The 25,714-nt window shown below is 64.6% G+C and carries 26 protein-coding genes; 9 read left to right on the forward strand and 17 right to left on the reverse strand.

The features are described from left to right. Positions 1–21: 21 nt before the first annotated feature. The gene (locus AWH62_RS02395) at positions 22–492 is read right to left on the reverse strand and encodes a hypothetical protein (protein ID WP_143742877.1); all 471 of its coding nucleotides are present in this window, start codon (positions 490–492) and stop codon (positions 22–24) included. Positions 493–701: 209 nt separating this feature from the next. On the opposite strand from AWH62_RS02395, the gene AWH62_RS02400 reads away from it, so the two are divergent. Continuing rightward, on the forward strand, positions 702–2,063 hold the full coding sequence (locus AWH62_RS02400; protein WP_075188841.1) for a serine protease: 1,362 nt from the start codon (positions 702–704) through the stop codon (positions 2,061–2,063). Positions 2,064–2,155: 92 nt separating this feature from the next. On the opposite strand, the gene AWH62_RS02405 is transcribed toward AWH62_RS02400, so the two are convergent. Continuing rightward, entirely contained in the window at positions 2,156–3,427 is a 1,272-nt protein-coding gene (locus AWH62_RS02405; protein ID WP_075188842.1) for an alpha/beta hydrolase-fold protein, read from the reverse strand. A 75-nt stretch (positions 3,428–3,502) separates the two neighbouring features. Here AWH62_RS02405 and AWH62_RS16950 point away from each other — a divergent pair, with 75 nt between their 5' ends. Next, positions 3,503–4,171 (forward strand): lysoplasmalogenase, encoded by a 669-nt coding sequence (locus AWH62_RS16950; protein ID WP_158025540.1) that lies wholly within the window; start codon positions 3,503–3,505, stop codon positions 4,169–4,171. 218 nt (positions 4,172–4,389) lie between these two features. Here the strand turns inward: AWH62_RS16950 and AWH62_RS02415 are convergent, their stop codons facing one another. The 5 genes from AWH62_RS02415 to AWH62_RS02435 form a co-directional block, all read right to left on the reverse strand. Continuing rightward, positions 4,390–5,430 (reverse strand): DUF481 domain-containing protein, encoded by a 1,041-nt coding sequence (locus tag AWH62_RS02415; RefSeq protein WP_075188843.1) that lies wholly within the window; start codon positions 5,428–5,430, stop codon positions 4,390–4,392. A gap of 86 nt (positions 5,431–5,516) precedes the next feature. After that, on the reverse strand, positions 5,517–6,404 hold the full coding sequence (rpoH, locus tag AWH62_RS02420) for an RNA polymerase sigma factor RpoH (RefSeq protein ID WP_075188844.1): 888 nt from the start codon (positions 6,402–6,404) through the stop codon (positions 5,517–5,519). 157 nt (positions 6,405–6,561) lie between these two features. Beyond that, the gene (locus AWH62_RS02425; protein WP_158025541.1) at positions 6,562–8,196 is read right to left on the reverse strand and encodes a hypothetical protein; all 1,635 of its coding nucleotides are present in this window, start codon (positions 8,194–8,196) and stop codon (positions 6,562–6,564) included. A gap of 57 nt (positions 8,197–8,253) precedes the next feature. Beyond that, the gene (locus AWH62_RS02430; protein WP_075188846.1) at positions 8,254–8,643 is read right to left on the reverse strand and encodes a DUF6768 family protein; all 390 of its coding nucleotides are present in this window, start codon (positions 8,641–8,643) and stop codon (positions 8,254–8,256) included. A gap of 19 nt (positions 8,644–8,662) precedes the next feature. After that, on the reverse strand, positions 8,663–9,229 hold the full coding sequence (locus tag AWH62_RS02435) for an RNA polymerase sigma factor (RefSeq protein WP_075188847.1): 567 nt from the start codon (positions 9,227–9,229) through the stop codon (positions 8,663–8,665). A 185-nt stretch (positions 9,230–9,414) separates the two neighbouring features. Here AWH62_RS02435 and AWH62_RS02440 point away from each other — a divergent pair, with 185 nt between their 5' ends. Together AWH62_RS02440 and AWH62_RS02445 are read left to right on the forward strand one after the other, a co-directional pair. Next, positions 9,415–10,449, forward strand: coding sequence for a hypothetical protein (locus AWH62_RS02440; RefSeq protein WP_143742879.1), 1,035 nt, complete (start codon positions 9,415–9,417; stop codon positions 10,447–10,449). 21 nt (positions 10,450–10,470) lie between these two features. Beyond that, a complete protein-coding gene (locus AWH62_RS02445; RefSeq protein WP_075188849.1) occupies positions 10,471–11,142 on the forward strand; it encodes a M12 family metallopeptidase in 672 nt (223 codons plus the stop codon). Here AWH62_RS02445 and AWH62_RS02450 read toward each other — a convergent pair. Both AWH62_RS02450 and AWH62_RS02455 read right to left on the reverse strand, forming a co-directional pair. Then, positions 11,139–11,546 carry a hypothetical protein gene (locus tag AWH62_RS02450; RefSeq protein WP_075188850.1) on the reverse strand — a complete coding sequence of 136 codons (408 nt, stop codon included), beginning with the start codon at positions 11,544–11,546 and terminating at the stop codon, positions 11,139–11,141. The two genes, AWH62_RS02445 and AWH62_RS02450, sit on opposite strands and share 4 nt — an antisense overlap. 351 nt (positions 11,547–11,897) lie before the next feature. Next, a complete protein-coding gene (locus AWH62_RS02455; protein WP_075188851.1) occupies positions 11,898–12,971 on the reverse strand; it encodes a DUF481 domain-containing protein in 1,074 nt (357 codons plus the stop codon). 203 nt (positions 12,972–13,174) lie between these two features. Between AWH62_RS02455 and AWH62_RS17200 the strand changes: the two genes are divergently transcribed. Continuing rightward, the gene (locus tag AWH62_RS17200; RefSeq protein ID WP_255371583.1) at positions 13,175–13,297 is read left to right on the forward strand and encodes a hypothetical protein; all 123 of its coding nucleotides are present in this window, start codon (positions 13,175–13,177) and stop codon (positions 13,295–13,297) included. A 111-nt stretch (positions 13,298–13,408) separates the two neighbouring features. Here AWH62_RS17200 and AWH62_RS02460 read toward each other — a convergent pair whose 3' ends face one another. From AWH62_RS02460 to AWH62_RS02490, 7 genes are all read right to left on the reverse strand, one after another. Then, complete coding sequence (locus AWH62_RS02460; RefSeq protein ID WP_075188852.1) at positions 13,409–13,612, reverse strand: hypothetical protein; 204 nt, start codon at positions 13,610–13,612, stop codon at positions 13,409–13,411. Then, positions 13,596–14,045, reverse strand: a complete 450-nt coding sequence (locus AWH62_RS02465) for a nuclear transport factor 2 family protein (RefSeq protein WP_075188853.1) — start codon at positions 14,043–14,045, stop codon at positions 13,596–13,598. The genes AWH62_RS02460 and AWH62_RS02465 overlap by 17 nt, the downstream gene beginning before the upstream one ends. Positions 14,046–14,148: 103 nt before the next feature. Continuing rightward, entirely contained in the window at positions 14,149–14,739 is a 591-nt protein-coding gene (locus AWH62_RS02470) for a hypothetical protein (protein ID WP_143742881.1), read from the reverse strand. 101 nt (positions 14,740–14,840) lie between these two features. Continuing rightward, on the reverse strand, positions 14,841–15,293 hold the full coding sequence (locus AWH62_RS02475) for a hypothetical protein (protein WP_075188855.1): 453 nt from the start codon (positions 15,291–15,293) through the stop codon (positions 14,841–14,843). Between the two features lie 172 nt (positions 15,294–15,465). Continuing rightward, a complete protein-coding gene (locus AWH62_RS02480) occupies positions 15,466–16,464 on the reverse strand; it encodes a hypothetical protein (RefSeq protein WP_075188856.1) in 999 nt (332 codons plus the stop codon). Position 16,465: 1 nt separating this feature from the next. Continuing rightward, on the reverse strand, positions 16,466–17,389 hold the full coding sequence (locus AWH62_RS02485) for a thioesterase family protein (protein WP_075188857.1): 924 nt from the start codon (positions 17,387–17,389) through the stop codon (positions 16,466–16,468). Positions 17,390–17,401: 12 nt separating this feature from the next. Beyond that, a complete protein-coding gene (locus tag AWH62_RS02490) occupies positions 17,402–17,845 on the reverse strand; it encodes a transcriptional repressor (protein WP_075188858.1) in 444 nt (147 codons plus the stop codon). Between the two features lie 116 nt (positions 17,846–17,961). Here AWH62_RS02490 and AWH62_RS02495 point away from each other — a divergent pair, with 116 nt between their 5' ends. The 3 genes from AWH62_RS02495 to AWH62_RS02505 all read left to right on the forward strand — a co-directional run bounded on the left by AWH62_RS02495 (position 17,962) and on the right by AWH62_RS02505 (position 23,398). After that, positions 17,962–20,130, forward strand: a complete 2,169-nt coding sequence (locus AWH62_RS02495; RefSeq protein WP_075188859.1) for a TonB-dependent receptor — start codon at positions 17,962–17,964, stop codon at positions 20,128–20,130. Between the two features lie 208 nt (positions 20,131–20,338). After that, positions 20,339–21,124, forward strand: a complete 786-nt coding sequence (locus AWH62_RS02500; protein ID WP_075188860.1) for a SapC family protein — start codon at positions 20,339–20,341, stop codon at positions 21,122–21,124. 153 nt (positions 21,125–21,277) lie between these two features. Further along, the gene (locus AWH62_RS02505) at positions 21,278–23,398 is read left to right on the forward strand and encodes a protein-disulfide reductase DsbD (protein ID WP_075188861.1); all 2,121 of its coding nucleotides are present in this window, start codon (positions 21,278–21,280) and stop codon (positions 23,396–23,398) included. 8 nt (positions 23,399–23,406) lie between these two features. Here the strand turns inward: AWH62_RS02505 and AWH62_RS02510 are convergent, their stop codons facing one another. Continuing rightward, positions 23,407–23,883 carry a hypothetical protein gene (locus AWH62_RS02510; protein WP_075188862.1) on the reverse strand — a complete coding sequence of 159 codons (477 nt, stop codon included), beginning with the start codon at positions 23,881–23,883 and terminating at the stop codon, positions 23,407–23,409. 180 nt (positions 23,884–24,063) lie between these two features. Between AWH62_RS02510 and hisS the strand changes: the two genes are divergently transcribed. Next, positions 24,064–25,539: a histidine--tRNA ligase gene (gene hisS, locus AWH62_RS02515; RefSeq protein ID WP_083634952.1), complete on the forward strand. Its 1,476-nt coding sequence runs from the start codon at positions 24,064–24,066 to the stop codon at positions 25,537–25,539. The last annotated feature ends 175 nt before the right edge of the window (positions 25,540–25,714 follow it).

Consider the following 25,714-nt stretch of genomic DNA (forward strand, 5'->3'; position numbering starts at 1 on the left):
ACCGCGACGGCGGCGGCTGGGTCAGTGACGCAGAGCGCGGCCGCGCCGGGGGTCACGTCGGTCGCGCGGATGGTCGAAACGGTCCGGCCCGAAACGGCGTCCGCGGTATTCGCGCGGATAATGGATGGCGACATCGATCCAGCGCGTCTCGCCGCGATAACCGCGCACATAATAGGCGCCATTGCGGGCGACATAGACCACGCCCGGGCTGGCCGGCTGGGCGGCAATGCCGATATAGCGACGGTCGCGCTCATACCGGTCCGGCTGGTAGGACCAGGCCCGGGGCGGACATTCGATGACGCTGCGGTCGCGAATGTCCTCGCGGCGGTCGAAACGGCTGTCGGTGCGGCGGGCATCGATCCGGTCTTCGCGCAGATCGGGGCAGGCGGCGGCATTGAGATGCCAGGTTCCGGCACTGGCCGCACCGGTCGCAGCGACCGATCCGAACAGGGCGAGAAGGGCAATGCCGATACGGGTTTTTGCGGTCTTCATTGGGGTCTCCTTCATGGATCCGGCGGGGGACAGCCGGGATATGATGGGAGCAGTGAGCCAGAATGCGCCTGACTGGCGCTTGAAGCGGTCGTTCAGCTTCCAGTCATCGCGATGAACATTAAATGCATGGCGCTGGATTCAGGGGGCAATCTCGGCTTTGCTGAGGTCTGATGGCCAGGCAGCCGGGCCAACGGGGAGGGGAAATCATCATGCGCCACATCATCGGGAACCTCGCATCGGTCCGCGCGTCGGCACTTGCACCGGCATGGGTAATGGCATCGATACTGGCATTGGCACTGTCGACGCCCGCCCCGGCACAGGGCGATGCTCCCGAGCTCGCAGGCGGGCCGGATACGCAGCTTGAAGCCGACCGTCTCTCCAGCCGCGAGATCGGCCGCTGGCTGCGCCAGATCGACGTCAAACCGCCCAAGCCCGGCGGCGGCACCTCTCCGGCCTCGACCCGCTATACCGGCAATGACAGCTGCCAATGGGCCAATGATGGCGAGTGCGATGATCCCGGCATCGGCACCGGCGCCTGCCAGGTCGGCACCGACTATTCCGACTGCTGGCGCCTGGTCGAAGGTGTCGAGGACAATACCTGCCGCTGGGCCAATGATGGCGAGTGCGACGAGCCGGGTTTCGGCACCGGCGCCTGCACCCAGGCCACCGATCTCGCCGATTGCGGCGACATCATCCATCTGCGCTTCCGCAATGACAGTTGCGAGACCGCCTTTGACGGCGTCTGCAACGAACCGGGTATCGGCGATGGCGCCTGTGCCGAGCGCACTGACCGCGCCGATTGTTTCGGCCGTGAACGCCCGCTGACCATCAATGACCATTATTTCGGCCGCGACGACCGGGTCTTCCACGACACTGCCACCTTCCCGTGGTCGGTGGTCGGCCAGGTCGATTTCGACACGGGCGGCGCCTGCACCGCGACCCTGATCGGTGACGACATATTGATCACCGCCTCGCATTGCATCGACGATAATGGCCGTCCCAATTCACGCGGCACCTTCCACACCGCCTATGGCCGTCCCGGTGGGGCGCTGTCGGCGCGGGTGATCGATCACATGATCGATCCGGACTGGAATTCGCAGCGCTTTTCCTCCGGCGACGAGATTGACGGGACCGACTGGGCCCTCCTGCGCATTGACCGCCCGCTCGGAGCCGAGCTTGGCCATGTCGGCGTGCGCGCCCTGGTCGACAGCGGCAGTCGCCGCGATGCGCTGCGCGCCGAGCTCTACCAGGGCGGCTATAGCTGGGATACCGGCGCTCATCTGTCCGGAAATATCGGCTGCCACATGGTCGAAATCTTCAACGACAACACCATGGCGCATGATTGCGACACCACGCGCGGCGATAGCGGTTCACCCTTCATGGTGCGCGAGGGTGACGCGTATTTCGTGGTCGCGACGGACAGTAATTTCCGCTCCAACCCGAACGGCCCGATGATCTATATCGCTGCCCGCTCGGACCGCTGGATCCCCTATCTGGAGGAGTTTGCGTCAGGCCGTCGCAGCACAGCCACCGCCTCGCGCCCGACGAGCGGGGTGAAACCGCCGAAATAGGTGGGTTGGGCGCAGGATTGGGACGGGGAAGCGCGCGTCGGTTTCGTAAAAAGCCAAGCGCCTGCAGCGCGCGGGCAGGCTTCACGTCGTGCCTACTCCTCTCCCAACAGCGCCACCAGCCCCTCCGCGAGCGCATTGCGCCAGCCGGCGATGTCGTGGCCGCCGGGATAAACCGCCAGTTCGGCCGGATAGCCGTGGGCGATGAGTGCATCGGTCATGGCGGTATTGGTGTCCAGCATGACATGGCCCTGATTGGTCGAGGTCGCGACGGTCTCGAGGCGCCCGGCTGCGAGGTGGAAGCGCGGGGCATCGACCGGCGCATCGCCGAGCTGCCTTGCCGCCCATTGCGGGGCTTCCCCATCCGGCGCCCAATAGAATGAGCCCGATAGCGAAATCACCCCGCCGATCCGGTCGGGCCGGGCCAGCGCGGTCAGGCTGGCTGACAATCCGCGGCGCGAGGCGCCGGCCAGCAGCGTCGTCTCGCGGCGCGGTGCCAGGCCGACCTCGCGGGCGAGCACCGGCAGGAGTTCATCGGCGATGAAGACGGCCTGGTCGGCATAGGCGTGACCGGCGCTGGCGGCGTCGAGCTGGTCGATCAGCACCAGATGCGTCGGCGGGATGGCGCCGCGTTCTGCAAGGCGGACCAGCAGGTCGCTGGCCGGCGCGCGCTGCCCCCAGAGGAAGGCGTCATAGAGGATCAGCAGCGGCGCATCATCGGCGACGCCGGGCATGCGATGGACCTGGGTCCGGACCCGGCGCCCGAGCGCCGCACTGTCGATGTCCAGCTGATGCGCCTCAATCACTTCATCAAAGGCGAGCGGGCGGTGGATATCGGCCGGCGCGGCGCGGTCGAGACGCAGCAAGCTTTCCCCGTCCGCCCCGCCGAGGCGGGCCGGATTGGCCGGGTCGGACCAGCGCCGCAGGCCGCTATCCTCCTCGACCAGGAAGGAATAGACCGCCTCGACATCGCGCGGGAGCGACAGGGTCAGCGTCCAGATATCGGCGCCCTCGACACGGCGCAGCGGCAGGGTGAAGTCGGCGATGTAGTCGGTCACCGGCTGGCGGGCATGGGCGGCGTTGACGACACTGTCCAGCCGCACGCTGCGCGTCTCCGCCGTGCCACGCCAGGCGAAGGTCACCAGGGTCCGCTCGGGATCGTCCGGGTCCGGCGTGCGGCGCGGCAGGCGCGGTTGGGCCAGCGCGCGCCAGGCCTCGTCACCGGCATGCGGCCGCTCGACCAGCATGGTCTCGATGGCCATGACGAGCGGCGAGCTATCCGGTGTCGGCGTCTGGGCACCGACCCGCGACACTGTTGCCGCCAGCGCCAGCGTCACGACCAGAAGACTTGCAATCCCCGTCCGCATCGCCGCTCTGCCCTCGCCCCTTTGCGCGTCCATGCGGGCAGTCTAGCGTGGCCGGGTGGCATGAGGGGAGAGCCGATGACATTGTTCAAGGACGCATGGCCGGACGAGCGCATCTCGCGCCTGATCCTGATCGCCTCGGCTATTTTCGGCCTGGCCTATCTGTTGGACGGGTTCGGCCTTGCGGCACCTTTCCCGGTCAATGTCGTGATCAAGGCCGCCGGAATTGTGTTGCTGGCGGTGTATGCCCTGCGCCAACGCCATCTCGTTCTCGCCGTCGGCCTGGCCCTCGGCGCGGCGGGTGATGTTTTCCTCGCACTCGACGAAAGCGTGCTGCCACTCGGTATCGCCGCCTTTGGCCTCGGTCATCTGGTCTATATCTGGCTGTTCGCCCAATGGCGTATCAAGGCCGGACCGCGCGGCGGCATGAGCCGGGTCGCGGCCTTGGTCATCGCCGTCTTCGGCCTCGTCATGCTGAACTGGCTGCAACCGCATTTCGGCGAGATGCGCGTCTTCGCCTCGGTCTATAACGGTATCATCCTGGTAATGGCCGTGCTCGCCGTGCTCGGCCGCTCCCCAATGCTGGCGATGATCGGCGCACTCCTCTTCGTGGTCTCCGACAGCGTCCTCGCCGTGCGCCTGTTTGCCGGCGAACTCGACTGGGCCGGACCGGTGGTCTGGATCACCTATTATCTCGGACAGGCCGGGATTGCGCTGGGGCTGGCGCGCGCCAACCCCGAAGCCTAGACGCTTTTCGCGACCAACATTGCCGTCAATGCGCGCCCGGATCAGTTGGAGCGCAACCGTGATCGCCAATACTGACAGTGACATGACGGCCCTGCGGTCGGGCGGCGCGGATCGACGAGAGCGTGTTGGCCAATTTCGGCGTTGGTTTCGGCGGCAGGACTGGCGAGGTTGGCGCGCAGGCGGGTGTTCGTCTGGGTTGGTAGCCTGCCTGGTCCGGCTCAGAAATCGCGGACGATGGAGACGTTGAGGTGGCTGTCGGTTGCCTCGCTGCCGGGCTGCGGTTCGAATTCGTGTTTGATGCGGTAGGCCAGCTCCATGCCCCAATCCCCGGCGATGGCCGTGGTCAGCGCGAAGCGCTGGTCGGCGCGTGAGGCCGGGCCGGCGAGCATGGTGGTTTCAGATGCGAAGTCCGTCGTCTCGCTGAGGGCAAAATTGAGGATTGAGCCCATCTCGAAGATCCAGTCGGTCTCGGCATCCCCGTCATCAGGTTGGCGATAGCGCATGCCGGGTCCGGCCCGCAGGTCCCAAGCCAGCCCGTCGCCATCAAAGGGCTGGTGCAGCGCGCCGGCGGTGGCAAAGGCGACGTGTTGGTAGCCGGACAGGCGGTCCTGTTCGTAGGTGCCGCCGACATAATAGCCCCAGGCGTCGATGACATTGCGCTCGCCACGCATTTCAACCAGCCAGTTGTCGCGGGTCACGGCCTCACCGTTCCGGGTGAAATGATAGGCGAACTTGCTGTCGAGGCCCCAGCCGCCCTCCAGCTCGCGATCCAGTTCGACGGCGAAATTATAGTCAGTCTGTTCGGTATTGCCGCTGTCGATGGTGACGCCGAAACGCGCCCGGCCGGACCATTCCTCAGGCTCGATCCAGGCCATCGCTTCGGCCAGTTTCCCGACAGGAGACCAGCCTTCCGGTCCCGGTTCAGCCGGGGTGGGATCGAGCCTGATGATGGCATCATCTGACAGGGGGGCAGTCATGGCGGCGCTGGCTTGCGTGGTCGTCGCATCCGCCACCGGCTCACGCCAATCGGCCAGCAGGGCTTGGCGACGGGGTGCAATATCGGCAATAGCGGCCAGCACCTCGGCTTCCCCGCCCTCGGCGACATCGGCGATCAGCTCGACCGTCTTGCGGAAATCCCCGTCATTCTGCTGCCGGTCGGCGGCCCGGATCAGCGTCCGGTAATCATCAGACAGATCGGCGTGGGCGACCGGGAGCAGGCCGCTCGCCGCCGCGATCAGCAGGGCAATCAAACAACGCATGGGCAGTCCTCAACTTGCGCACCATCGTGGCGACGACACGCGCGCAAGTCCAGTCATGCCCCATGCAGGTTTCCGTAATCTTGACGCTAGTTGAGAAGGCCTTGGTCAGCTGCCATGGACTTCATGGCCTTTTGCAGCTTTTCGAAAGCGCGCACCTCGATCTGGCGGATACGCTCACGGCTGACACCATAATGCTCGGCCAGATCCTCAAGCGTCTTGGGCTCATCCGACAGGCGACGTTCCTGCAGGATGTGCTGTTCGCGCTCATTGAGCTCGCCCATGGCCGATTGCAGGAGCTGCATGCGGGTGTCGAACTCGTCGCTTTCGGCCAGCTCGTCTTCCTGGCTCTCGGCATTGTCGTCCGACAGCCAGTCCTGCCATTGACCTTCACCTTCGGTGCCGCGCAGCGGCGCGTTGAGCGAGGCGTCGGGACCGGACAGGCGACCATTCATCGACATCACCTCATCATTGGTGACACCGAGCTTGGTGGCGATCGCTTCGACCTGGTCGGGCTTCAGATCACCCTCGTCCAGGGCCTGCATCTGGCTTTTCATGCGACGCAGATTGAAGAAGAGCTTCTTCTGGGCCGCCGTCGTGCCCATTTTCACCAGCGACCAGGAGCGCAGGATATATTCCTGGATCGAGGCGCGGATCCACCACATGGCATAGGTGGCGAGGCGGAAACCCTTGTCCGGGTCGAATTTCTTGACCGCCTGCATCAGGCCGACATTGCCCTCGGAAATCACTTCCGCGATCGGCAGGCCATAGCCGCGATAGCCCATGGCAATCTTGGCGACGAGGCGCAAATGCGAGGTGACCAGCTTTTCAGCGGCGCCGCTGTCCTCATGCTCACGCCAGCGCTTGCCCAGCATGAATTCCTCGTCCTTCTCCAGCATCGGAAAACGACGGATCTCAGAGAGGTAGCTCGACAGCCCTTGTTCGGGCGAGAGCGTCATTGAAACTGCATTGGCCATGACACGTATCCTATCCCATCGAGGTGCCAGTCGACATGCGACATTTGCACGTCCCCGGCGCCTCGTCCGAGACCTATTTGGGGACCCGACTTACGAAATGTAACCCCCTCACATGCCTGTGATGTGCATGGGTGTCATTCGTGAATGGTTGAGCGGGTCAGTCGGGCATTGTGGCGGCGAGGTGCGCCAGGATGACGAGCCGGTCCAGCGTCAACTCTGCCTGGGCATCGCGCCACACCACGGCCCGATAGATTGGCGCCCAGATATCCCGAGCCCTTTCCGGCATTCCGCGGACCATCAATGTCATCAAGATCAGCTCGTCCAGACGGCGATGATCCGTTGCCCGTCGGTGCGGCATGAGCGCGATCAGCGGAATCAGGGAGCGTTCGAACTCGTAAGTCGGCATCGGCCAGCGGTTCCAGATGGCGGCCTCCATGTCGGCACGCGACGCCGGTGCCTGCAGCGTCTGCCACAACGCCAGAAGATCGATTTCGATCTGCGCAAGGCTGACAGGGAGCATTCTCATCGACTGACCGGCCTGCACATCCAGGGCCTCGCGCGCCGCACCGCATTCCAGGAGCACGGTGGCGATGCGCGCCCGTATGCCGCCAGGGCGCCGCATTGCCTGGCTGCGTGACACATCCGCGTGAGTGATCACGGAATCCTCGTGAGCGGATCTGACGCCTTCATCACCGCTATCGAGACGGACGCCTTCCATGGCAGGCTCATCGATCCTATGCATGGTCAGGCGTGCGGCGGCCTTCGCGCGTGGACAATCCTCAAGTGCGAACCACAACTCGGCCAGGCGCGGCGACGCCTCGGCCAAGGGCACGTTCTGATAGGAAATGAGAAGCTCCGTTGCGGCCTCAATCTCGCCCGACGCAGCGCGATCACGGACAAAAGCCGAAAGCATGTCGCGCGCTTCCCGGAAATGGTCGTCGCGTAGGTCCCAATGCCCCGAAAGATATGCCTCGATGACCATGGACGCTGACCGCTCGCCAGTCAGCACCGAAAGTCGTGTTTCGATTATATCCCGGGGATTGTCCCCCCAGGCGTCAAAAGCATGGCTCAGCAGTCGGTCCGGCAAGCTATCCAACAGGTCACGCGCCAGAGTGCGCGCTTCGAAATCCCAACCCCCATCCCAGGAAAGGGCAGGCTCATCAGACTTCCACACCCCGGTGGTCACGGCTTCAGTGATGAGCAGGGCACGAAACCGCCCGATCGCCGCATCATGCTCGAGATTGAGGGCTTCCTCATACGCAACCGCAATCGCTTCGCCGCGCGTATCTGGTTCTGTCGACTCGATCACCAATTCGAGCCAGGCGACATGAGCCGCGGCGACCTGATCGGCCGCCGCCTCTGCGCCCGCAGCCCGAAGCTGCCGGGAAAACGGCGGAACGTCATGCCAATCCATATAGTCACGCGTCGCAACCGGCTCCGCGAGCGCAATATACCGATCGACCCAGACCTGCTGCCTGTCCGGCTCGATCACCGGTACAAGGGGCGGCAGGACGCCCACAATTAGCTCGAGCGCGGGCCCGGGGCCATCGCTTTCAAGCAATGAAATCCGCTCATCCCATTCACGATCAATGAGTGCGATCAAGGCGTCCCGGCCCGGTGGGTCTTCCAGTGCCCCCAGATCGCCAGGAACAGTCTCGATTGCCTCTCCGACAAGTTCGTATTCAAACGCCGTGCGCTCGTCTGCGGCTTGTTCCCTCAACGCATCCACCGCCTCGCGCACCGTCTGCGCGGACGCCGGCATCGCCATGGCGACGACCCCAGCCAGTCCCATCAGGATCTTCCAGAACACCATCAACACCCTACACCCCGAAACGCGTATCAGCTGACCCTACACGCTTGCCCGCGCCTGGCCACGCGCGAGCTGGAGTTCGACGCGTTTGAGCTCGCGCAGGATGCGGTTGTTCTGCATCTGCAGGCCCAGCCCGCCTTTCATGAACAGGCCGACATTGACGGCCACGACCACGCCCACACCCCAACGGATGGTCATCACCGGGTCGGTGGTCTGGAACATCTTCCAGGCGGCGAAGATGGCCAAGCCGGCGCCGATAATGTTGACGATATAGGCAATCCACATCACCCAGGCGAGCTTGCCGTGGAACAGGCCGAAGGCTTGGGCGAAATAGCCGGGTTCCTCGCTGAGTTCGCCGAGAATGGCGCGATCGTCGGCGTCGAGGGATTCCAGGATGAGACGGTCGAGGTCTTCAGTCCGGTTGGTCATCGCGATCTCCTTTTCATGATCAGGATGCGGTGGGCTCAGGATTGAGGGCCGCGGCGAGTTTGCGCCGGGCATGCATGAGGCGGGTTTTGACCGTGCCCGCCGCGGTATCCGTAATGACGGCGATCTCGGCGACGGAGAGTCCGTCCTGATGATAGAGCGCCAGGGCCAGATGCTGCTCGGCGGGCAAGTCCGCCATGGCGAGGCGGATGGCGCCCTGGTCGGCCTGGCGTTCGGCGTCGGCAATCCCGTCAACTGCGGCGCCGGCGAGTTCCGCCCGCAGCCCGTCGGACGTACGTCGGTCCGTTTGCCGGCCGCGGATTTCCGCGGCGCACTTGCGGGCGACGATGCGGTAGGCCCAGGCCGGGAAGGCCGCCGGCTCACGCAATCGGCGCAGTCCGCGCAGAATATCGCACCAGGCCTCCTGCATGATGTCACGCGCCGCCTCGGCCTCGCCGATCAGACGTGCGGCATGGCGCAAAAGATCGCCGTGCCAGAGTTGGCAGAGCCGGTCGAGCGCGCGCCGGTCGCCGGCATGGGCCGACACGATAAGGAATTCCGACAGGACGCGTTTGCGATCTCGTTGCATGCCGTCTCCCACCGCACCGCAACGAATGCAGCGCTTCGGAAACAAGGTGTGCACGCGCCGGGAAATGGTTCAATCGGCACGTCACGACAAGGCACGCACGCTCCGACTGCGAACGTCCGAAAATCGACCTGACATTGCCAATTGCCCGATTGTGAACTATGATTGCCGAACTGAAGGGGGGAAGCATGCAGGTTTCTCGGATCATTGCCAGCATGGCGGCGCTTGCCCTGAGCGGCTTGGCCGGCTGCAACACGCTCACCCCGCCACCGCCGCCGGCGCCCTTGAATGGTGCCAGCTATTGCTTGGCCGTATCGGGGCCGATCGATGCGGCGAACCCGTCAGCCGGCTATGCCTTTTCCGTCCGCGCCCGAGATTTTTCTGACCCGGAAGCGGCTCTCGCCGACGATCTTGACTGCCAGCTCAGCGAAGTCCTGGCCCGGCAAACGCTCTACAATCAGCGCTATTTGGCCATCGCCGGTGAACAACGCGCGATCAATTTCGGCAGTATCGGCTCAGCCTTGCTCGGCGCTGGCTTCGCAGCCTTTGATGCGCATGACGACAATGTCAGTGCAGCAGCCCTGTCGCTGGGCGGCCTGACCGTCCTGCGCAATGGTCTCAACCAGTCCGAATTGATGGACGCCTATGCCGACGGCGCGAGTGCCATGGGCTGTTACGCGGCCCCGGGCCAGCAGGTCTATCGCGGACTGCGGCTCGACCATGATACTGAGCTGGAAGCCTATATCAACGATCTCTCAGGCTTGGTCGGGCAAGGGCATGGTCGGCTCGAAAATCAAGCGGCCGCTCCCGATTCCGACGAGGCCAAATCGGCGCTTCGGCAGGCCATGGCGACCGCCAGTACCGTCATCACCGATCTGCGGGCCAGTCGCGCGGCGCTGAACCGGTTCCCGGGCGCGCTCGGCCGCAGCTGGCGCGATGCGGACGATGCGACGCTCGTCCGCTTGCGCAACCAAGCGCCCAACATCGCCTCCCTTGTCGAAGCGGCGCAGGCGCTGGCCAATCCGACAGGCAGTGGCGGCGGGTCGAGCAGTGGCGCGGCGCCACCGCCGAACGCTGTGGCTGCCCCGTCAAACCGGACGGCCGCCATCATCCAGCGGGAGATTTCCGGCATGATCTCCGAAACGCGGACCTTCCTCGACCAGACGCGCTATCCGGCAGCACTGGCCCGCCTCGGCCAGTGCCAGGCCCTGGCCTCGGGCTGAGCGTGCGGGGATGGTCGCACCATGACGAAGGCCCGGGCTTGTGGACTGGACGGCGCCCACAGCGTCAAGTGGGCGAACGGATCGACCTTGCGCTACCATCTCTACAAACGGCCATCATCGCGCGCAGCGAATGCCCGTGACCGGACCATATTTGATGAGGTCCTCGGCCTGTGGACGAGCGGCGGCTGCGGACTGCAGCTGATCGAAGAGGCCGACCCGGACAAGGCCGAAATCCGGGTCATGTTCAATCATGCACGCGGGCGATGGTCGATGCTGGGCGCCGAGGCGCTGGACATCACCAACAGCAAGGAGCCGACCATGAATTTCGACTCCCATCTCGTCAGCACCGACGGCCTGCTCGCCGCACTGCACGAGGTCGGGCACATGTTCGGCTTTCGCCATGAACACCAGACACCGGACACGCCGCTGCGTTGGCGCGAGGACGCGGTGATTGCGCACTACAAGTCGATGTCCGGATGGTCCGCCGATTACACCCGGCGCAATGTGATCCACCGCCACGACATGGCCCGCAAGAGTCCCCATCCCTGGGACCCGGAGTCGATCATGCACTATGGCGTGGCGCCTGGGTTGATTGCCGCGCCGGCGGACTGGAAAGACAAGAAAATTCCGACCCCCACCGGCTTGTCCGCCGGCGACCGCGCTGAACTCCTCGCCTGGTATCCGCCGCTCTAACCCGGACCGGGTTTTTCTGCACCCTTGTGGAATTGCAGATAGCCGCGTTCGACCATGCGCCGCATGGCTTCATACGCCTCGGAGAGTTCCTCATAGGCGGTGCGAAGCAATTGCAGGCGGGAGACTTCCTCGGCCGAGAGCGGCGAGCGCGAACGGGCGGCCGACATCGCCGCATCCACCCAGGCCGAGCGGGCTTTGGAGGCCGACAGGGCGAGATTCTGGAAATCCTCGATGCCGACATGATGGATGGTCTTGGCGATCACCGCCTGATTGGCCGCGAACACCGTGTAATCAATCTGCTCGAGATGGCCGCGCCGCTTGCGCTGTTCGGCCGGGTCCTCGACCAGGTCGGGCTCGAAATGATCCGAAACCCGGCGATAGCTGGACGCAATGATCTTGCCCATGACGACACCTCCCTGCGGTATCAGGCGTCAAGCTTGACCGATCACGCCTTAACAAAGCGTGCAATGGTCGCGCGCAGGGCCCGGGGGGCGGCGGGTTGTGTGGGGTATCGGGAGGCGGACGAACCAAGTGGCGCTTGGGGACGTTGGGGGGCACCGGGACACCCGCCTCCCGATCCGGTTACAGCGTGGCCGAAGGCCCGCCGAACAACAAAACCAGGGAACCGCTCAAGAAGGCAGCGAGGTAAAAATACAGTTTGATACGCGACCGCATGACGTCTCCCCACTGGTCTGTCTTGCGGGGATAACGCGCGATTGTGAAACTGGTTCCGTCGTGGCGGAAAAAAATTGCGGTCAGTCGAAGGCGTACAGCAGCGACACGTCGAGGCGGATATCGGTCGGGTCGAAACCGGGCCGGTCCTCGAATTCGTGCTCGATGCGCAGACCGGTCTGTACGGCCCAGTCCCCGAACAGGCGGTTGGTGAGCGTGAAGCGCTGGTCAATCCGTGAACCGCCACCGGCAAAGCCTGTGGTTTCCGATCCGAAGCTGGCGGTGTCGGAAATCTGGTAGTGGAAACTCGACCCCGCCTCGGCAACCCAGTCCGTCAGGGTGTCGCCGGTCAGGCCGTCCTCCCGCAAGCGCTGGCCGACACCGGCCCGAAGCACCCAATCGGCCTTGGGATTTTCCACCGCATGCCAGATTCCGCCTGCGGTGAGGAAGGCTGAGCGTGCGTAGATCCCGATCAGGTCACGCTCATAAGAGCCGCCGGCGTAATAGCCGATGCCGCTGTCGAGCTCGCGCGTGGTGCGCAACTCAACCAGCCAGTTGTCGCGTGTCGTGCGGGTCGCGCTTTCGGACAGGAAATATTCGAACTGGCTGTCGATGCGCCAGCCGTGCTCCAGCTCCCGGTCGAGCTCGAAGGCGAAGGTGAAATCGGTCAACTCGGAATTGCCACGCTCGAGCTGGACGCCGGCGCGGATATGCCCGGCCCAGCTGTCATCGGCCAGTGCGCGGATCGAACCGGCCAGCCAGCTGCCGGACCCGTCGGGCGCTTCTGTGAGGTCAATCGGTGCGCCGCCAAGGCTGCGGTGTTCCGGGTGCTCGGCCGGGGTCGGTGCGGGCGTGTGCTCCGGTGTGGCCGCCGGCGCGGTATCCGGTGCCGGCGCGGGCAGAGGCCAATCGGCCACGGCGCCGGACCGCTGCGGCAAATGCGTATTGATATAGGCATGCACCTCGCCCCGGCCGCCCTCGACGAGGACGGCGACCATGTCGGCCGTCTCGAGGAAGCGGGCATCATCGTCCTGCCGGTCCGCGGCTTCGTTGAGCAGGGCCTGATAAGCTTGCGGCAGGTCGGCAAACGCCGGGCCGGTCGCCGTCGTTGCGACAACAAAAATACTGGCAAGAATGGCGGGGATCGGGTTGCGCATCGAAAGTCTTCTGCTGGCAGCGACCGCAGATCGGCCTGTGAACGGCGCGGTTCTAGCCAATCAAGCTTAAGATTTCGTGGGTTGCGCTTCCCGCACGGCTCGTCGGATGGGGTGCTGCCAATCCCGTATCCTGCTGTCGCGGTGCAGCGTAGGATAGGGCGCGCGCATCCGCCGGATGCGGCCCCCGTGCGATGGAGCACACCATGGCCAAAGGCCAGAAACGTTCCAACAAGGAAACCAAGAAACCCAAGGCCGAAAAGAAGGCCCCGGCCCCCGCTGTCGCCCCGGGCAGCGTGAATGGCGTGCTCGACCGCCGCCGCAAATAGCGACACGCCGCACCGCGCCTGCAAGGGCGCGGTGGACGGGCGTCGCAACAGGCCGCCCCCGCTGTCACCGCTCACACGGTCAGGCGATTGGCCCTGACCTCATCCGAGCCCCTATTCGATGCGCGTTATCTCCCAGTCGAGCTGGCCACCGTCCGGGCCGAGCCGGCACAGGCCCGTCGCTTCGCAGTCGCCGCCAACGGACTCGATATTCGCGCCAACCGGATAGTCCGGCCCGCTGCGGCAGGCCGGGCGTTCACCCCAGGCGTCTGTCCAGAAGATCGAGGCGGGGCCGCGCCGGCTAGCGCCCCGCGCCATCAAACGGGCCGTGGTCATAGCTGACGATGCGGGTGATCTTCCAGCCATCCTCGTCCTGCCGCCAGATGTGCAGGAAGCGGCCCTGGCCGTGCGGCTCGTCGGCGCCATAATTGATGAAGGCATGCCAACCGCTCTCGATGGCGCCATAGCCGGGCAGCGGCCAGACTTCGATCGAACCGGGCGTCAGCTGGCGCCGGAAATTGCCGCAGATCGAGGTGTTCACGGCCTGGATCAGGCTGTCGCGGTCCTGATTGAGGCCGTCCAGGTCGTGATAGAATTCGATGTCCTCGGCGATAAAGGTACCGAATTCTTCGCCGTCACAGCTGTTGAAGGCCTCGAACATGGCAGCATCGAGGGCCGAGATGGTGTCATGCAGCGTGGCGTCACCGGCCGGTTGGGCGACAAGGATGAGGGCGGCAAGGATGGCAGACATGGCGGGACTCCGACTGAAGGGCCCGCATCTTCGTCTGACCGTTCAGGGCCGACCAGCGGGACCGTGACCGGCCTGATCCCGGGCCTGCCAGTGCCGAACCGGCCTAGCCGGGCAAGCGCCGGCTTCGCAGCCCGTCGAAACACAGGGCATAACCGATCAGGATCATCACCCAGCCGGCAACATTGTACCATTGCGTGCCGAACAACATGACCAGCGAGCCGGTCACAACCACCGCCGCGCCGATGCGTGACACCGACAGGTAGGACAGGCAGGGCAGCACGACGGCTGTGACGAAGACATAATTGGGGCCGAAGGTGATAAAGGGCGACCAGACGGCCGGCGTGGCGATCAGCTGGCGTGCGACCGTATTCTCCATCTCGCCATTGGGCAGGGCCCAGAACACGAAATCCAGAACGCACATGCCGATCAGCGCGGTGATGCCGGCATAGAGCAGCGGGATGGTCAGCCAGTGGATATTCCGCCAGGGAAGGCGACCGGCAAAGGGCAGAAGCATCACCCCGCCCACCAGCAGGGCCCAATGGGCAAAATCGATCGGCCGCTGCGCCTCGACAAAGTCCTGGCCCTGCCGCAGCAGGACCTGGCCGATGATGTAGACAAGCAGGCCGGCCAGCCACAGGGCCCGCTCGCCACGGCGCGGAAACTCCGCCCGACCCGATGTCGCCTGGATGATCATGGCGCCGCGCTCTCCATCCGCCTGCACCGGCACACTAGCGACAGTGTGGAAGGGCCGGAAGCGGCGATAAGCAGCGGCGGGTGCGGCAGCCGGTCCGGGGCCTAATTCTCCCGTGTCACCTCAACACCGGCCCAGCAGACCGAACCGGTTTCCCCCGGCTGCAAATCGTCCCAGCCATGCTCACACGCCCCGTATCCAAATCGCAGGACTTCCTCCATGCCCTGCGCGCGCGCGCAGGCATTTTCGGAGGTTTCCAGCGTGGTCATCGCCGTGCCGTCACTGTTGACATGGATCCGCCAGCTCATCTCGACATGGGCCGTGCAGAAGGTCTCATCGAGGCTGTAATAGCCGCTGCCGGAGGCATCCCGGCCACCCGCGCCATCGGGACGGAATTCGCCTTCGTCGGAAAAGCGGATGGTGGCGCTGCCAGCGAGCCCTCCGCCGGCCACCGAATAAGTCCGCCCAGTCGGGGTTGTGACATCATCCTGGATCGCCAGCGCCGGAGCGCCGGCCATCATGATGGCCGCGATTGTACCAATTACCGTTTTCATCATGGTCCGTCCCCCGGGTCTGATCTGTTGGACGGCCAAGCCTGACGGGAAACACTTAAATTTTCGCGTGCGGCGTGGCGGGTCGGTCAGACGCGCCAACATTCCGGCATCCCCACGCCTCGTCCGGGCGAGGATCTTTTCAAGTCTCAAATCTGGGCATTGGGTGCTGAAAGGCTCAGTCGGCGATTTCTCGCGATATGGCGCGCATCAGTGGGGTCATCGCGTTGTCGACGTCTTCGGCAACGTCTTGCAAAGCTGGGCAGTTGCGCCATTGAGGTGAGACATCGAAGGAAAGCGATGTTGAATCGGAATAGGTGATCATCACACCGACCCGCATCCCGTCGCCGGTTGTCTCAACGCATGGCTGGCCGGATCCTGCGAGGATTGCTGATTCTACGCGCCGGCGCTCGACGTGAGTTGCGACACCGGCAAATACCTCAGACCCAATTCGGCCGGATGGTCCGCCAAATCGCGGTCGGGGAAAGCGGGGTGCCAGCCAGAACTCGCCACTGTCCCGCAATTCGAAATCGAACTGCGGGCAGGGCCCGTAACAGCCTGATGAATAGTAACGCACAGATGTGGGCCTGGCGCCCGCTGTGCGCGAGCCAATGAGCGTTTGGAATGCCGATTGGATCGCTTGGAATGCCGATTGGATCGCGGTTGTGATGGAATCCAGGTCGGAACACTCATCCCACCCCGGCGAATGATAAAAGCTGAACCGGGTGCCGTCCGGGTATTCGATCCGCACGAAGGCGTGGTTATGCGCGCCCAGCAATTCGGTACACCGGCCTTCCTCGAAGGGACGCATCGCGGCACTGACTCGATCGAAGGTCAGTTGATTGGCGAGTCCGGCCATCATTGTCCCGCGATCGCGTGCGGTCGGCGATGTCCGTCGTGTCGGATGGGGCGCCGGTCTGTGCACATCCCGCGGATAATCCAGATAAGCACCGGGGAATGTGTCGCTGATCCAGTAGGCGCCGTCGATGCGTACCATGATGTCGTAGACCGGGCACAGTCCATCACATCCAAGCGACCCCAAACGGACGACAAAGGGCAGGTCGGGATCAGCGCCCTGCCGGACCGGGTCCTCCGGCCTTGGATAGGCGTTGAGCTGACTGGTCGCGAGTCCTGGCGCCAGGGCAATGAGCAGGCAGGCCAGGGCGCATGCCCGCATCCTAAGCCTCAATCCCCGGCACCGCTGCCGCGTCCAGTTTTGCCTGCGTCTCCGGATCGATCGCCGCCAGCTTGCGCTGGTCAAGGTCCATCGGCGCGGCGACGCCTTCCATGGTCCACCAGGGTTTGCCGCTGGCCGGCTCGAGCACCCAATGAACGATATTGCGGACCTTGGGGCCGGCGGATTTGAGACCGGAGCGGATGGCGAACCCCTCGCCGGCGCGCGGCCAGCGGTGGACATGGATGCAGCATTCCAGCAGTGCCGAGCCGATGCGGGCGGACGGTTCGCCGGCATGCATGTCCCATTCTTCGGGGAAGGCGGCGGCGAAATTGGTGACGCTGTCGGACACGCGGCCGAGCAGGAACTCCGCCCGCATCCAGCCGAAAGCATCCATCTCGTGCGGGCCGAAACGGCCGCGCCCGATCACCGGCAGGTCGAGCGCGTCGGCGGCGCTCATCGAGGCGCGTCGGCCGCCCGTCCCGGTGGCCAGGCCGCGCGGTGCCGCGAAGTCCGGCTTGTCGACGGTCAGGGCCTCGACGGTCGTCGCGAAACGTTTCGGCCAGGGGAAAGCTTCGGCACTGGCGGGGGCGGCATGGCCGACGCGCATACTGAAGCTGGCCGCCGGCTTGCCGGTTCCGGAATGGCGCATGACCAGCACGATGTCGGCGGTCGCGGTGTCAAAGCCGACAATGCCGCCCTCGATGTAAAGCGGTGCACCGGGACGGGCCTCGGCCAGGAAGCGGATGTGCAGGGTCTGCGGGATCAGGGTGGCGAGCGCATCGGCGCGCTGGATCGGGTTGAGACCGGCGGCTTCGGCCAGGTTGGCCAAGGCCTCGCTGGCCCGGGCGAGATAGAAGCGGACATTGTAATGGCCGAGCTCGTCACATTCCCAGGCATTCACACAGCCGCGCCAGAGCTCGATCATGGCCTCACTCCATCAGCCCGGATGGCAATTGGCGCACTGGCCGAAATGCTCGACGACCGAGCGCTGGATCGTGAAGCCGGCCGGCGCATTCATGGGCAGGGGCGCGCCATGGCGTTCCTCGACCGCGCCGCAATCCGAGCAGATGAACAGCTCGGCGCCGCCGCCATGCTCGTCGTGGTCATGGGTGTGACTGCAGCCAACAAAGGCGTTGAGTGCCTCGACCTTGTGCACCAGGCCGGCGGTCATCAGGAAATCGAGGGCGCGATAAACGGTGGGCGGCTTGGCCGAGCCGGGGCCGGGTTTGAGCGCTTCGAGCAAGTCATAGGCTTTCACCGGCCCGTCGGCTTCGAGCACGAGTTCAAGCACGCGCTTGCGCACCGGGGTGAGTTTCTCCCCCCGTTCCACGCAATGGGCTTCTGCGGCGTCCAGCGCCTTGGTCAGGGAATCAGTGGTCATCTTGCCGATATTTAATCACGCTTTGCCGCATTTCCCAGTGCTTCGGCATTGCGATAATCTGAATGTTATAATATCACGCTTCAAAGTCTGTATTGTTATTACATATCGGGGAAGCCATGTTCGCGCGTCTGACCACCTCCACCGCCTGTATTGCCCTGCTCGCCGGAGCCGGCTTGGGCGGCACCGTTTCCGCCCAGGAAACGGACCGGGACGAGGACGTGATCCTCGTCACCTCCTCGGCACTGGGAGTCGGTGCGGATGAGGTCGCCGGTGCGGTCGAAATCGTCGACCGGCGCCACCTCGAGGACAATCTGTCCGGCTCGCTGGCCGACACGATTGCCCACGAGCCCGGCGTGTCCACGACCTATTTTGGTCCGGCCGCCAGCCGTCCGGTGATCCGCGGCCTCGGCGCCGACCGGGTCCGCGTCCTGGTCAATGGTGTCGGCCTGATCGACGCCTCCACGAATTCCCCTGACCACGCCGTTGCCTCGGAAGCACTCGAGGCCGAGAGCGTCGAAATCCTGCGCGGCCCGGCGGCGATCGCCTATGGCGGCGGGGCCATTGGCGGCGTGGTCAATGTCATTGACGGACGCATTCCTGAAGCCCGGGTCGAGGACGGGCTGGAAGGCCGCTTCTACGGCTCGATTACCTCGGTCGACGACGGCGAGACCGCCGCCGGCCGTGTCCGCTTCAACGCCGGGCAATTTGTCGTCAGCCTGGAAGGTCTGATGCGCACGGCCCAGCCCTATGACATTCCCGGCTATGCCGAGTCGGAGGCCTTCCGCCTGTTCGAAGAGGCCGAGGAAGAGCATCACGACGACGATGATCACGACGAAGACCATGAGGACGAGCATGAGGACGAGCATGAGGACGAGCATCCGTATGGCTCGGTCGAGAATTCGGGCCTCGATTTCCGCTCGGCCTCGGCGGGCATCTCCTGGGTCGGGTCAAACGGTTTCGTCGGGGTCGCGATCAAACAGTCGAACGCGCTCTATGGAATCCCGGGTGGCCATGCGCACGGTGAAGAAGAGCACGACGAAGATCACGATGAAGATCACGACGACGACCATGATGATGACCACGAAGATCACGACGAAGAACACGGGCATGATGAGAGCGTCCGCATCGATCTGGAACAGACCCGTTTCGACCTGCGTGGTGAGTGGCGGAATTTGGGCGCGCATATCGAACGCGTGAAATTTTCCTTCGGGACCGGCAGCTACGAGCATGTCGAACTGGAAGGCGACGAGATCGGCACCCTGTTCACCAATGATGGCTGGGAAGGCCGGGTCGAGGCCCGGCACACGCCGATCGCCCTGTGGGGTGGCAGCTGGGAAGGCGCCGCCGGCATCCAGGCCTTCAATCGCGACTTTGCTGCCATCGGTGAAGAAGCCTATGTCCCGCCGTCGGAAACGGCCGATTGGGGTGTCTTCTTTGTGGAGCGCTGGGACGCTGAAAGCTGGGGCCTGGAAGGCGGGCTCCGTTTTGAAAGCCGCGACCTTGATACCGCTACGGACAGCCGGAGTTTCGACACGGCCAGCATCTCGGGCTCGGTCTTTGTGCGGCCGGCGCGCGATACCTTCCTCGCCTTCACCCTGTCATCCAGCGAACGCGCACCGACTGATGTCGAGCTGTTTGCCGACGGGCCGCATGTCGCCAGCAGCACATTCGAGCTGGGTGATCCGGACCTGGGCGTCGAACGCGCGGTGTCTGCCGAGCTGACGGCGCGGACCCGCTTCGCCGATTGGGCGCTGGAAGCGTCGGTTTTCCGGGCCGATTATGACGGCTTCATCGCCGCCTATGCCACCGGCGCGGAAGATCACGGCTTTCCGGTCTATGCCTACAGCCAGGATGATGTCGTCCTGTCCGGCTTCGAGGGGCGCCTGGAAGGGCCGCTCGGTGCCTGGGGCGGATGGGATTTTGATGGCGAGCTGACCGGTGAGTATGTCGAGGCGAGCCTTGATGCCGGTGGCGATCTGCCGCGCCTGCCGCCGCTCTCCGTCACCGCCGGCGTTTCCGCGTCGCGGGCGGGGCATGACCTGCACCTGGAAGCGGAATGGGCCGACGTCCAGGACAATACGGCGCCGTTCGAACTCAAGAGCCAGTCTTACGTGCTTTTCAACGCCCGCTGGTCCTTCGAGCCGGTCGAAAGCCGCGACATGCGGGTGATCCTGGAAGCGCGCAACCTGACTGACGCCGAAGCGCGCCTGCACACGTCTTTTCTGAAGGATCAGGTGCCGCTGCCGGGCCGCAACTTCCGCGCCGCCCTGGTGCTCGACTTCTAGGACTGCCCGGCGCGGAGCGGCGCTGAAACCGCTCCGCGCGCCGTTCCGGCGGAGGGCAATTCAGGTTTGAAATCAAGTCCCTTTCAGCGTCCCGGCAAACGCGGCATTTTTCTTGCGTGGACACACTGGCACAGCCCTGCGCCGGTCCGTTGCCGGGGCAGGGCATATCCGCTATCCAGTGCGCAAAGAACTTAAAGGGGTTTCTATCATGGTCGACGCTGCCGCAACCGAGCCGCGCCTTACCGGGACTGTTCCGCTCTACAAGAATGTGGAGCCGCTCAATCGTCAAAAGCATGCCAAATACGGTGTGAACACGGTGTCGCAGCCGTTCAACTTCCTGAAGGATTGGCATTTCGTGCCGGCCATCAGCGCGGAATTCTCTTTCGCTTGCGGCAGCTTTCCGATCATCTTCCTCGGTGAGAAGAAGATGCCGATCCTGGTGATGGGGCTGCGTCAGGGTTCCAACGTCTTCGTGACCGAGGAAGGCCAGTTCGACAGCGAGCACTACATTCCGGCCTATGTCCGTCGCTATCCCTTCGTGAGCGCCGCCAACCCGAACGACCAGCCGTCGACGGTCTGTGTTGATCTGGATGCCGAGTTTGTCGTCACCGAAAATCCGGAGCGTCCCTTCTTCGACGCCGACGGCGAGCCGACCGATTACACCCGTCAGGCCATCGACTTCGTGTCCGCCTTCGAGAATGATGCGCGAACCACGGAAGCCTTCGTCGAGCGTTTGATCGCGCTTGACCTGCTCGAGAAAAAAGACGTCAAGGTTTCCAACCCGCAGGACCCGGAAAACCCGGTCACCGTGGCCGAGTATTTCGGCGTGTCGGCCGAAAAGTTCAACGCCCTGCCGGCTGAAAAGCTGAAAGAAATGAACAGCAATGGCGATCTCGTTGCGATCATTTCGCACATGATCTCGCTGCAGCGCTGGGAACGTATCCTGCGCCGCACATCGAACGTCGCCAACACCCAGGCACCGGCTCAGGCCTGATTGCCTGACTGATCCGATCCGTGAACGGCCGTGCCCTTGGGTGCGGCCGTTTGCATTTGTGATCACGGTTGCGCGAAGTCGGTTCGACCCGCGCGAAAAAGCGACTATATCCTCCGCACATGCGCCGAACCCGTGGCTCCGAGAGGTAGTTGAATGCGTGTCCTGAGAGGACTGATATCCCTGATCCTGCTGGCCGGCCTGCCCGGTCTTGTCATGTCCGCGCCGGGACGCGCCCAATCCGGTTGGTCAAGTGGTCAGGAAATCATCGAGGCACAACTGGTCTCTGACAGGGCGGTCGTCGCACCGGGCGAGGCGTTTCATATCGGCCTGCACCAGATCATGCCGGAGGGTTGGCACACTTATTGGCGCAATCCGGGCGACAACGGGCTGCCGGTCGAGATCGACTGGACCCTGCCGGCCGGTGTCGAGATCGGCGAGATCGTCTGGCCGACCCCGATCGAATTGCCGCTGACCGATGTGATCATGGACTATGGCTACAAGGGCGAGCTCGTCCTGCCGATGCCGGTCACGGTCGACCCGTCCTATGCCGGCACTGCCATCGAATTGCGCGCCGATGCGACCTGGCTGGTCTGCGATGATATCTGTGTGCCAGAAGAGCGAACGCTGTCATTGACCCTGCCGGTTGGCGCGACAAGCGAGCGCGACGAGGCAGGGTATTGGTATATCCAGGGCGCGCTCGACAGCGAGCCGCAAGCCGACCCCGCCATCTCCGCCCGCCTGGCGGTTGAAGGCGGTCAGGTCATTCTCGAACTGGACGGGCCGGCGTTCACCGATGCGGCCGCCATTCGTGCGCTGCGCTTCTTCCCCTACGAGACCGGCGTCATCCGCAATGCCGGCGAGCAAGTCCTGTCGGCCGGTGACGGTAGCACGCTGGTGGCGATGGAGCCGGGCTATGCGGTTCAGTCGGCGATCCGCGAGGCTCAGGATGGCGTCGTGACCTGGCGTGATGCCGATGGCGAGCATGCCGTCGTGATCTCGGCGGAGCCGGGACCGGGCGGTTATGGCCTGGCGCCGCGCCGCGCTGGGACGGAGGCGACCGGGAGCGCGCCTGTCGGCCTGTTCGGACTGGTCCTGCTGGCCTTTGGTGGCGGTCTCATCCTCAACCTGATGCCGTGCGTCTTCCCGGTCCTCTCGATCAAGGTGCTCAAATTCGTGCAAGCCGCCCATGCCGATACCGGCGCGGTGCGGCGCCAGGGCGGTTTTTTCCTGGCCGGCGTGTTGCTGAGTTTTGTCGGGCTGGCTGCGGTGCTGGTGGTCCTGCGCGAGGTCGGCCTGCCGGTCGGCTGGGGCTTCCAGCTGCAAATGCCGATCGTGGTCGCGGTGCTGGCACTGTTGCTGTTTGCCATTGGCCTCAATCTGCTGGGCGCATTTGAGGTCGGAACGCGGCTGATGGGGCTCGGCGCCGGCTTGGCTGACCGGCCTGGCTGGAAGGGCGCCTTCTTCACCGGCGTTCTGGCCGTTGTGGTCGCGGCGCCCTGTGTCGGCCCGCTCGCAGCGGGTGCGCTGGGACTGGCACTGACCCAGCCTGCGCCTGTGGTGTTGCTGGTTGCTGCGGCGATGGGACTCGGCCTGGCAGCGCCGTTCGTGGTCTTCTCGCAATCACCCGGCCTGTTGCGTTTCCTGCCCAAGCCGGGCGCGTGGATGGTGACCTTCCGGCAATTCCTCGCCTTCCCGATGTTCGCCTCGGTCGTCTGGCTTGGTTGGGTATTGGCGATCCAGTCCGGCCCGACCGGCCTGCTCTTGCTGGGCGCGGCGATGCTGGCGCTCGCCTTCGCGGTCTGGGCGCACGGGCTGGGTCATCGCATCTGGTCCGTCACGGCCGTTTTCGCGCTGCTGCTGGGCGTGACCAGTCTTGTCGCCATCGCCCGCCTGCCAGCCTCGACCAGCACACAAACCCTGTCGGCGCGGCAAGAGGCGTGGTCGCATGAGCGCGTTGCCGAGTTGCAGGCCATGGGACAGCCGGTCTTCGTCGATGTCACGGCGGCCTGGTGCGTGACCTGCCAGATCAACAAGCTGACCGTGCTCGACAGCGCGGCGGTGGAAGATGCGTTCGAAACACTGGGCGTGGTCAGCCTGCGGGCCGACTGGACCAATCGCAACGAGACCATTGCCAACCTGATCGCCGACCATGGCCAGGCAGGGATTCCGCTCTACCTGCTCTATCCGGCATCCGGCGGTGAACCGCGTGTGCTACCGACGGTTCTGACAACCGGCGGACTCGTCGATGCGCTGGAATGGGCTGCCAACAGTTAGGGGCAGTCTCAGCCGCCGGACAGAGCCGGGCAGCTGGCCGGCAGTGCGACGCCATCGAGCGAGGCTTCGTCGTCGATTGCGGGCGCGATCTCGCTGGCATCTGACATCAATGCTGCCAGGTCGGTATAGATATGCGCTTGCTGGGCGGCGGTCTCGGCGGCATTGAGCGCGTCGAGCCGGGCCGTTGCATCGGCTGACATGCCGCGGAAGATGCAGCGCAGATCGATCGGGCCACCGGCTTCGTCGATGCGGCGGCTCAACAACAGGGCTTCGACGGAAAACTGCTCCAGCTCGAAGGAAAGCGGATCCTCGATGTCCAGCGGCCTGGCCGGCGCTGCCGGGCGGTTGGCGGCTTCACGGGCGCGCTCACGCGCCGTCGCGCCGATCGCGGCGGCGAAGGCGGCAAAATCGCTGCCCGGCCCGGCCGGAGCAGCGCTGCCGGTCAGAATGAGCGCGGCGAGGGCGGCATGGAGCGCGGTTTTCATCTCTGTCTCCCGTGATGTCTCAGATTGTCCTAGCAGTAACGCCTTGATTTCCGGTGAATCGACCGGCATCTCCCCTGTCAGTCTGCGCACGTGGGTTCACAGCGCGTGCCGGCTCGTGGAAAACACCGCCTGATAAAGGTTGCCATGCAGGGCAGGGCGACCGGCAAACCGGAGATCGTGATGAGCGCCAAGAAACCCTTCCGACCCAAGGCCCGCCGTCCGCGCGGCTTTGAAGACCGCAGCGGGTCTGTCCTCCGGGTCGAGCGCCATCTCGTCGAAACCGCCAGCCGCATCTATGATGATTGGGGCTTCGAGCCGCTGCAGACCTCGGCCTTTGAATATGCCGACGCGCTCGGCAAATTCCTGCCCGACGAGGAACGCCCCAACGAAGGCGTGTTCGCACTCGAGGATGATGACGGGCAATGGTTGTCGCTGCGCTATGATCACACCGCGCCGCTGGCCCGTTTCGTGGCCGAGAATTATCAGGACCTGAACAAGCCCTACCGCCGCTATCAGGCGGGCGATGTCTGGCGCAACGAAAAGCCCGGGCCGGGGCGCTTCCGCCAATTCGTCCAGTGTGATGCCGACACGGTGGGGGCCTCGAGCGCTTCGGCCGACGCCGAGATGATCGCTTTGGCCGCTGATGTCATGCGGGCAGTTGGCCTGGCCGATGGTGACTACGTGGTCCGCGTCAATGACCGGCGCATTCTTGATGGCGTGCTGGAAACCATTGGCGCGTCAGATCCGGAGCGGCGCATGCGCGTGCTGCGCGCGGCCGACAAGCTCGACCGGCTGGGTCGCGAGGGTGTCGCCCTGCTGCTTGGCGAGGGCCGCAAGGACGAATCCGGTGACTTCACCGAAGGCGCCAGGCTGGATGTCGCCGGGATCGACACCGTGCTGGGTTTCCTCGATGCCGGCGGTGGCAGCCGCAGCGATGTCATCGCCCGCCTCGAACCCCTGATCGGCACGTCGCAAACCGGCAAGGCCGGCCTTGCTGCCCTGGCCGAGATCGATGCTGTCCTCACCGCCATCGGCGTTGATGTCGACCGGGCCCTGTTCGACCCGTCCGTCGTGCGCGGGCTGGGCTATTACACCGGTCCGGTTTTCGAGGCCGAATTGCTGGCCCAGGCCACTTATGACGACGGGGCGCCGATCCAGTTCGGCTCGGTCGGCGGCGGTGGTCGTTATGATGACCTGGTGTCACGTTTCACGGGCCAAGCGGTGCCGGCGACCGGTTTTTCCTTCGGCGTCAGCCGCTTTGCCGCGGCCCTGTCGGCGCTGGGCCTGACCGGTGCGGTCGAGGAGAAACCCCTGGTCCTTGTCGTTGCCAGCGAGAAGGATCGTTCGGCCGACTATCTCGCCATGGCGCGCGAGCTGCGGGCCGCCGGTTTCCGGGCCGAGGCCTTTGTGGGCTCGGGGAATATGGGCAAGCAGATGAAATATGCCGATCGCCGCGGTGCGGTGGCGGCGGTCATCATCGGTTCCGACGAAAGGGAGCAGGGCCTGGTCACGATCAAGGACCTCAAGCTCGGCGCCCGCCTGGCGGCAGATATCAGCGACAACAAGCAATGGCGCGAGGAACAGCCGGCGCAGGAGACTGTATCCCGCGAGACCTGGATCAGTGCGGTCGCAGCGGTCGTGCAACGCAACAAATAGTGGCAAAAAGTCGAATGAGCGGTGAGGCTTATCCCCATGTGCCGGGAATATTGGGGTTGACGTAGTGCATGCGCTACGTCAACGTCGATATCGGACTGGGCCTGACCGCTCTGTCCTTTGGCGTTTCGGGGAGGAGACGCCCTTTATCGACCAACCGTTATCTCGGGGCTGGCCT

This window comes from Maricaulis sp. W15, from assembly GCF_001924955.1.
Classification (GTDB): Bacteria; Pseudomonadota; Alphaproteobacteria; order Caulobacterales; family Maricaulaceae; genus Maricaulis; species Maricaulis maris.

What these genes read in the sequence shown, in the direction of transcription:
- AWH62_RS02395 (WP_143742877.1), bottom strand. Translation starts at nt 492, where the DNA reads ATGAAGACCGCAAAAACCCGTATCGGCATTGCCCTTCTCGCCCTGTTC.
- AWH62_RS02400 (WP_075188841.1), top strand. Translation starts at nt 702, where the DNA reads ATGCGCCACATCATCGGGAACCTCGCATCGGTCCGCGCGTCGGCACTT.
- AWH62_RS02405 (WP_075188842.1), bottom strand. Translation starts at nt 3,427, where the DNA reads ATGCGGACGGGGATTGCAAGTCTTCTGGTCGTGACGCTGGCGCTGGCG.
- AWH62_RS16950 (WP_158025540.1), top strand. Translation starts at nt 3,503, where the DNA reads ATGACATTGTTCAAGGACGCATGGCCGGACGAGCGCATCTCGCGCCTG.
- AWH62_RS02415 (WP_075188843.1), bottom strand. Translation starts at nt 5,430, where the DNA reads ATGCGTTGTTTGATTGCCCTGCTGATCGCGGCGGCGAGCGGCCTGCTC.
- rpoH (WP_075188844.1), bottom strand. Translation starts at nt 6,404, where the DNA reads ATGGCCAATGCAGTTTCAATGACGCTCTCGCCCGAACAAGGGCTGTCG.
- AWH62_RS02425 (WP_158025541.1), bottom strand. Translation starts at nt 8,196, where the DNA reads ATGGGACTGGCTGGGGTCGTCGCCATGGCGATGCCGGCGTCCGCGCAG.
- AWH62_RS02430 (WP_075188846.1), bottom strand. Translation starts at nt 8,643, where the DNA reads ATGACCAACCGGACTGAAGACCTCGACCGTCTCATCCTGGAATCCCTC.
- AWH62_RS02435 (WP_075188847.1), bottom strand. Translation starts at nt 9,229, where the DNA reads ATGCAACGAGATCGCAAACGCGTCCTGTCGGAATTCCTTATCGTGTCG.
- AWH62_RS02440 (WP_143742879.1), top strand. Translation starts at nt 9,415, where the DNA reads ATGCAGGTTTCTCGGATCATTGCCAGCATGGCGGCGCTTGCCCTGAGC.
- AWH62_RS02445 (WP_075188849.1), top strand. Translation starts at nt 10,471, where the DNA reads ATGACGAAGGCCCGGGCTTGTGGACTGGACGGCGCCCACAGCGTCAAG.
- AWH62_RS02450 (WP_075188850.1), bottom strand. Translation starts at nt 11,546, where the DNA reads ATGGGCAAGATCATTGCGTCCAGCTATCGCCGGGTTTCGGATCATTTC.
- AWH62_RS02455 (WP_075188851.1), bottom strand. Translation starts at nt 12,971, where the DNA reads ATGCGCAACCCGATCCCCGCCATTCTTGCCAGTATTTTTGTTGTCGCA.
- AWH62_RS17200 (WP_255371583.1), top strand. Translation starts at nt 13,175, where the DNA reads ATGGCCAAAGGCCAGAAACGTTCCAACAAGGAAACCAAGAAACCCAAG.
- AWH62_RS02460 (WP_075188852.1), bottom strand. Translation starts at nt 13,612, where the DNA reads ATGGCGCGGGGCGCTAGCCGGCGCGGCCCCGCCTCGATCTTCTGGACA.
- AWH62_RS02465 (WP_075188853.1), bottom strand. Translation starts at nt 14,045, where the DNA reads ATGTCTGCCATCCTTGCCGCCCTCATCCTTGTCGCCCAACCGGCCGGT.
- AWH62_RS02470 (WP_143742881.1), bottom strand. Translation starts at nt 14,739, where the DNA reads ATGATCATCCAGGCGACATCGGGTCGGGCGGAGTTTCCGCGCCGTGGC.
- AWH62_RS02475 (WP_075188855.1), bottom strand. Translation starts at nt 15,293, where the DNA reads ATGATGAAAACGGTAATTGGTACAATCGCGGCCATCATGATGGCCGGC.
- AWH62_RS02480 (WP_075188856.1), bottom strand. Translation starts at nt 16,464, where the DNA reads ATGCGGGCATGCGCCCTGGCCTGCCTGCTCATTGCCCTGGCGCCAGGA.
- AWH62_RS02485 (WP_075188857.1), bottom strand. Translation starts at nt 17,389, where the DNA reads ATGATCGAGCTCTGGCGCGGCTGTGTGAATGCCTGGGAATGTGACGAG.
- AWH62_RS02490 (WP_075188858.1), bottom strand. Translation starts at nt 17,845, where the DNA reads ATGACCACTGATTCCCTGACCAAGGCGCTGGACGCCGCAGAAGCCCAT.
- AWH62_RS02495 (WP_075188859.1), top strand. Translation starts at nt 17,962, where the DNA reads ATGTTCGCGCGTCTGACCACCTCCACCGCCTGTATTGCCCTGCTCGCC.
- AWH62_RS02500 (WP_075188860.1), top strand. Translation starts at nt 20,339, where the DNA reads ATGGTCGACGCTGCCGCAACCGAGCCGCGCCTTACCGGGACTGTTCCG.
- AWH62_RS02505 (WP_075188861.1), top strand. Translation starts at nt 21,278, where the DNA reads ATGCGTGTCCTGAGAGGACTGATATCCCTGATCCTGCTGGCCGGCCTG.
- AWH62_RS02510 (WP_075188862.1), bottom strand. Translation starts at nt 23,883, where the DNA reads ATGAAAACCGCGCTCCATGCCGCCCTCGCCGCGCTCATTCTGACCGGC.
- hisS (WP_083634952.1), top strand. Translation starts at nt 24,064, where the DNA reads ATGAGCGCCAAGAAACCCTTCCGACCCAAGGCCCGCCGTCCGCGCGGC.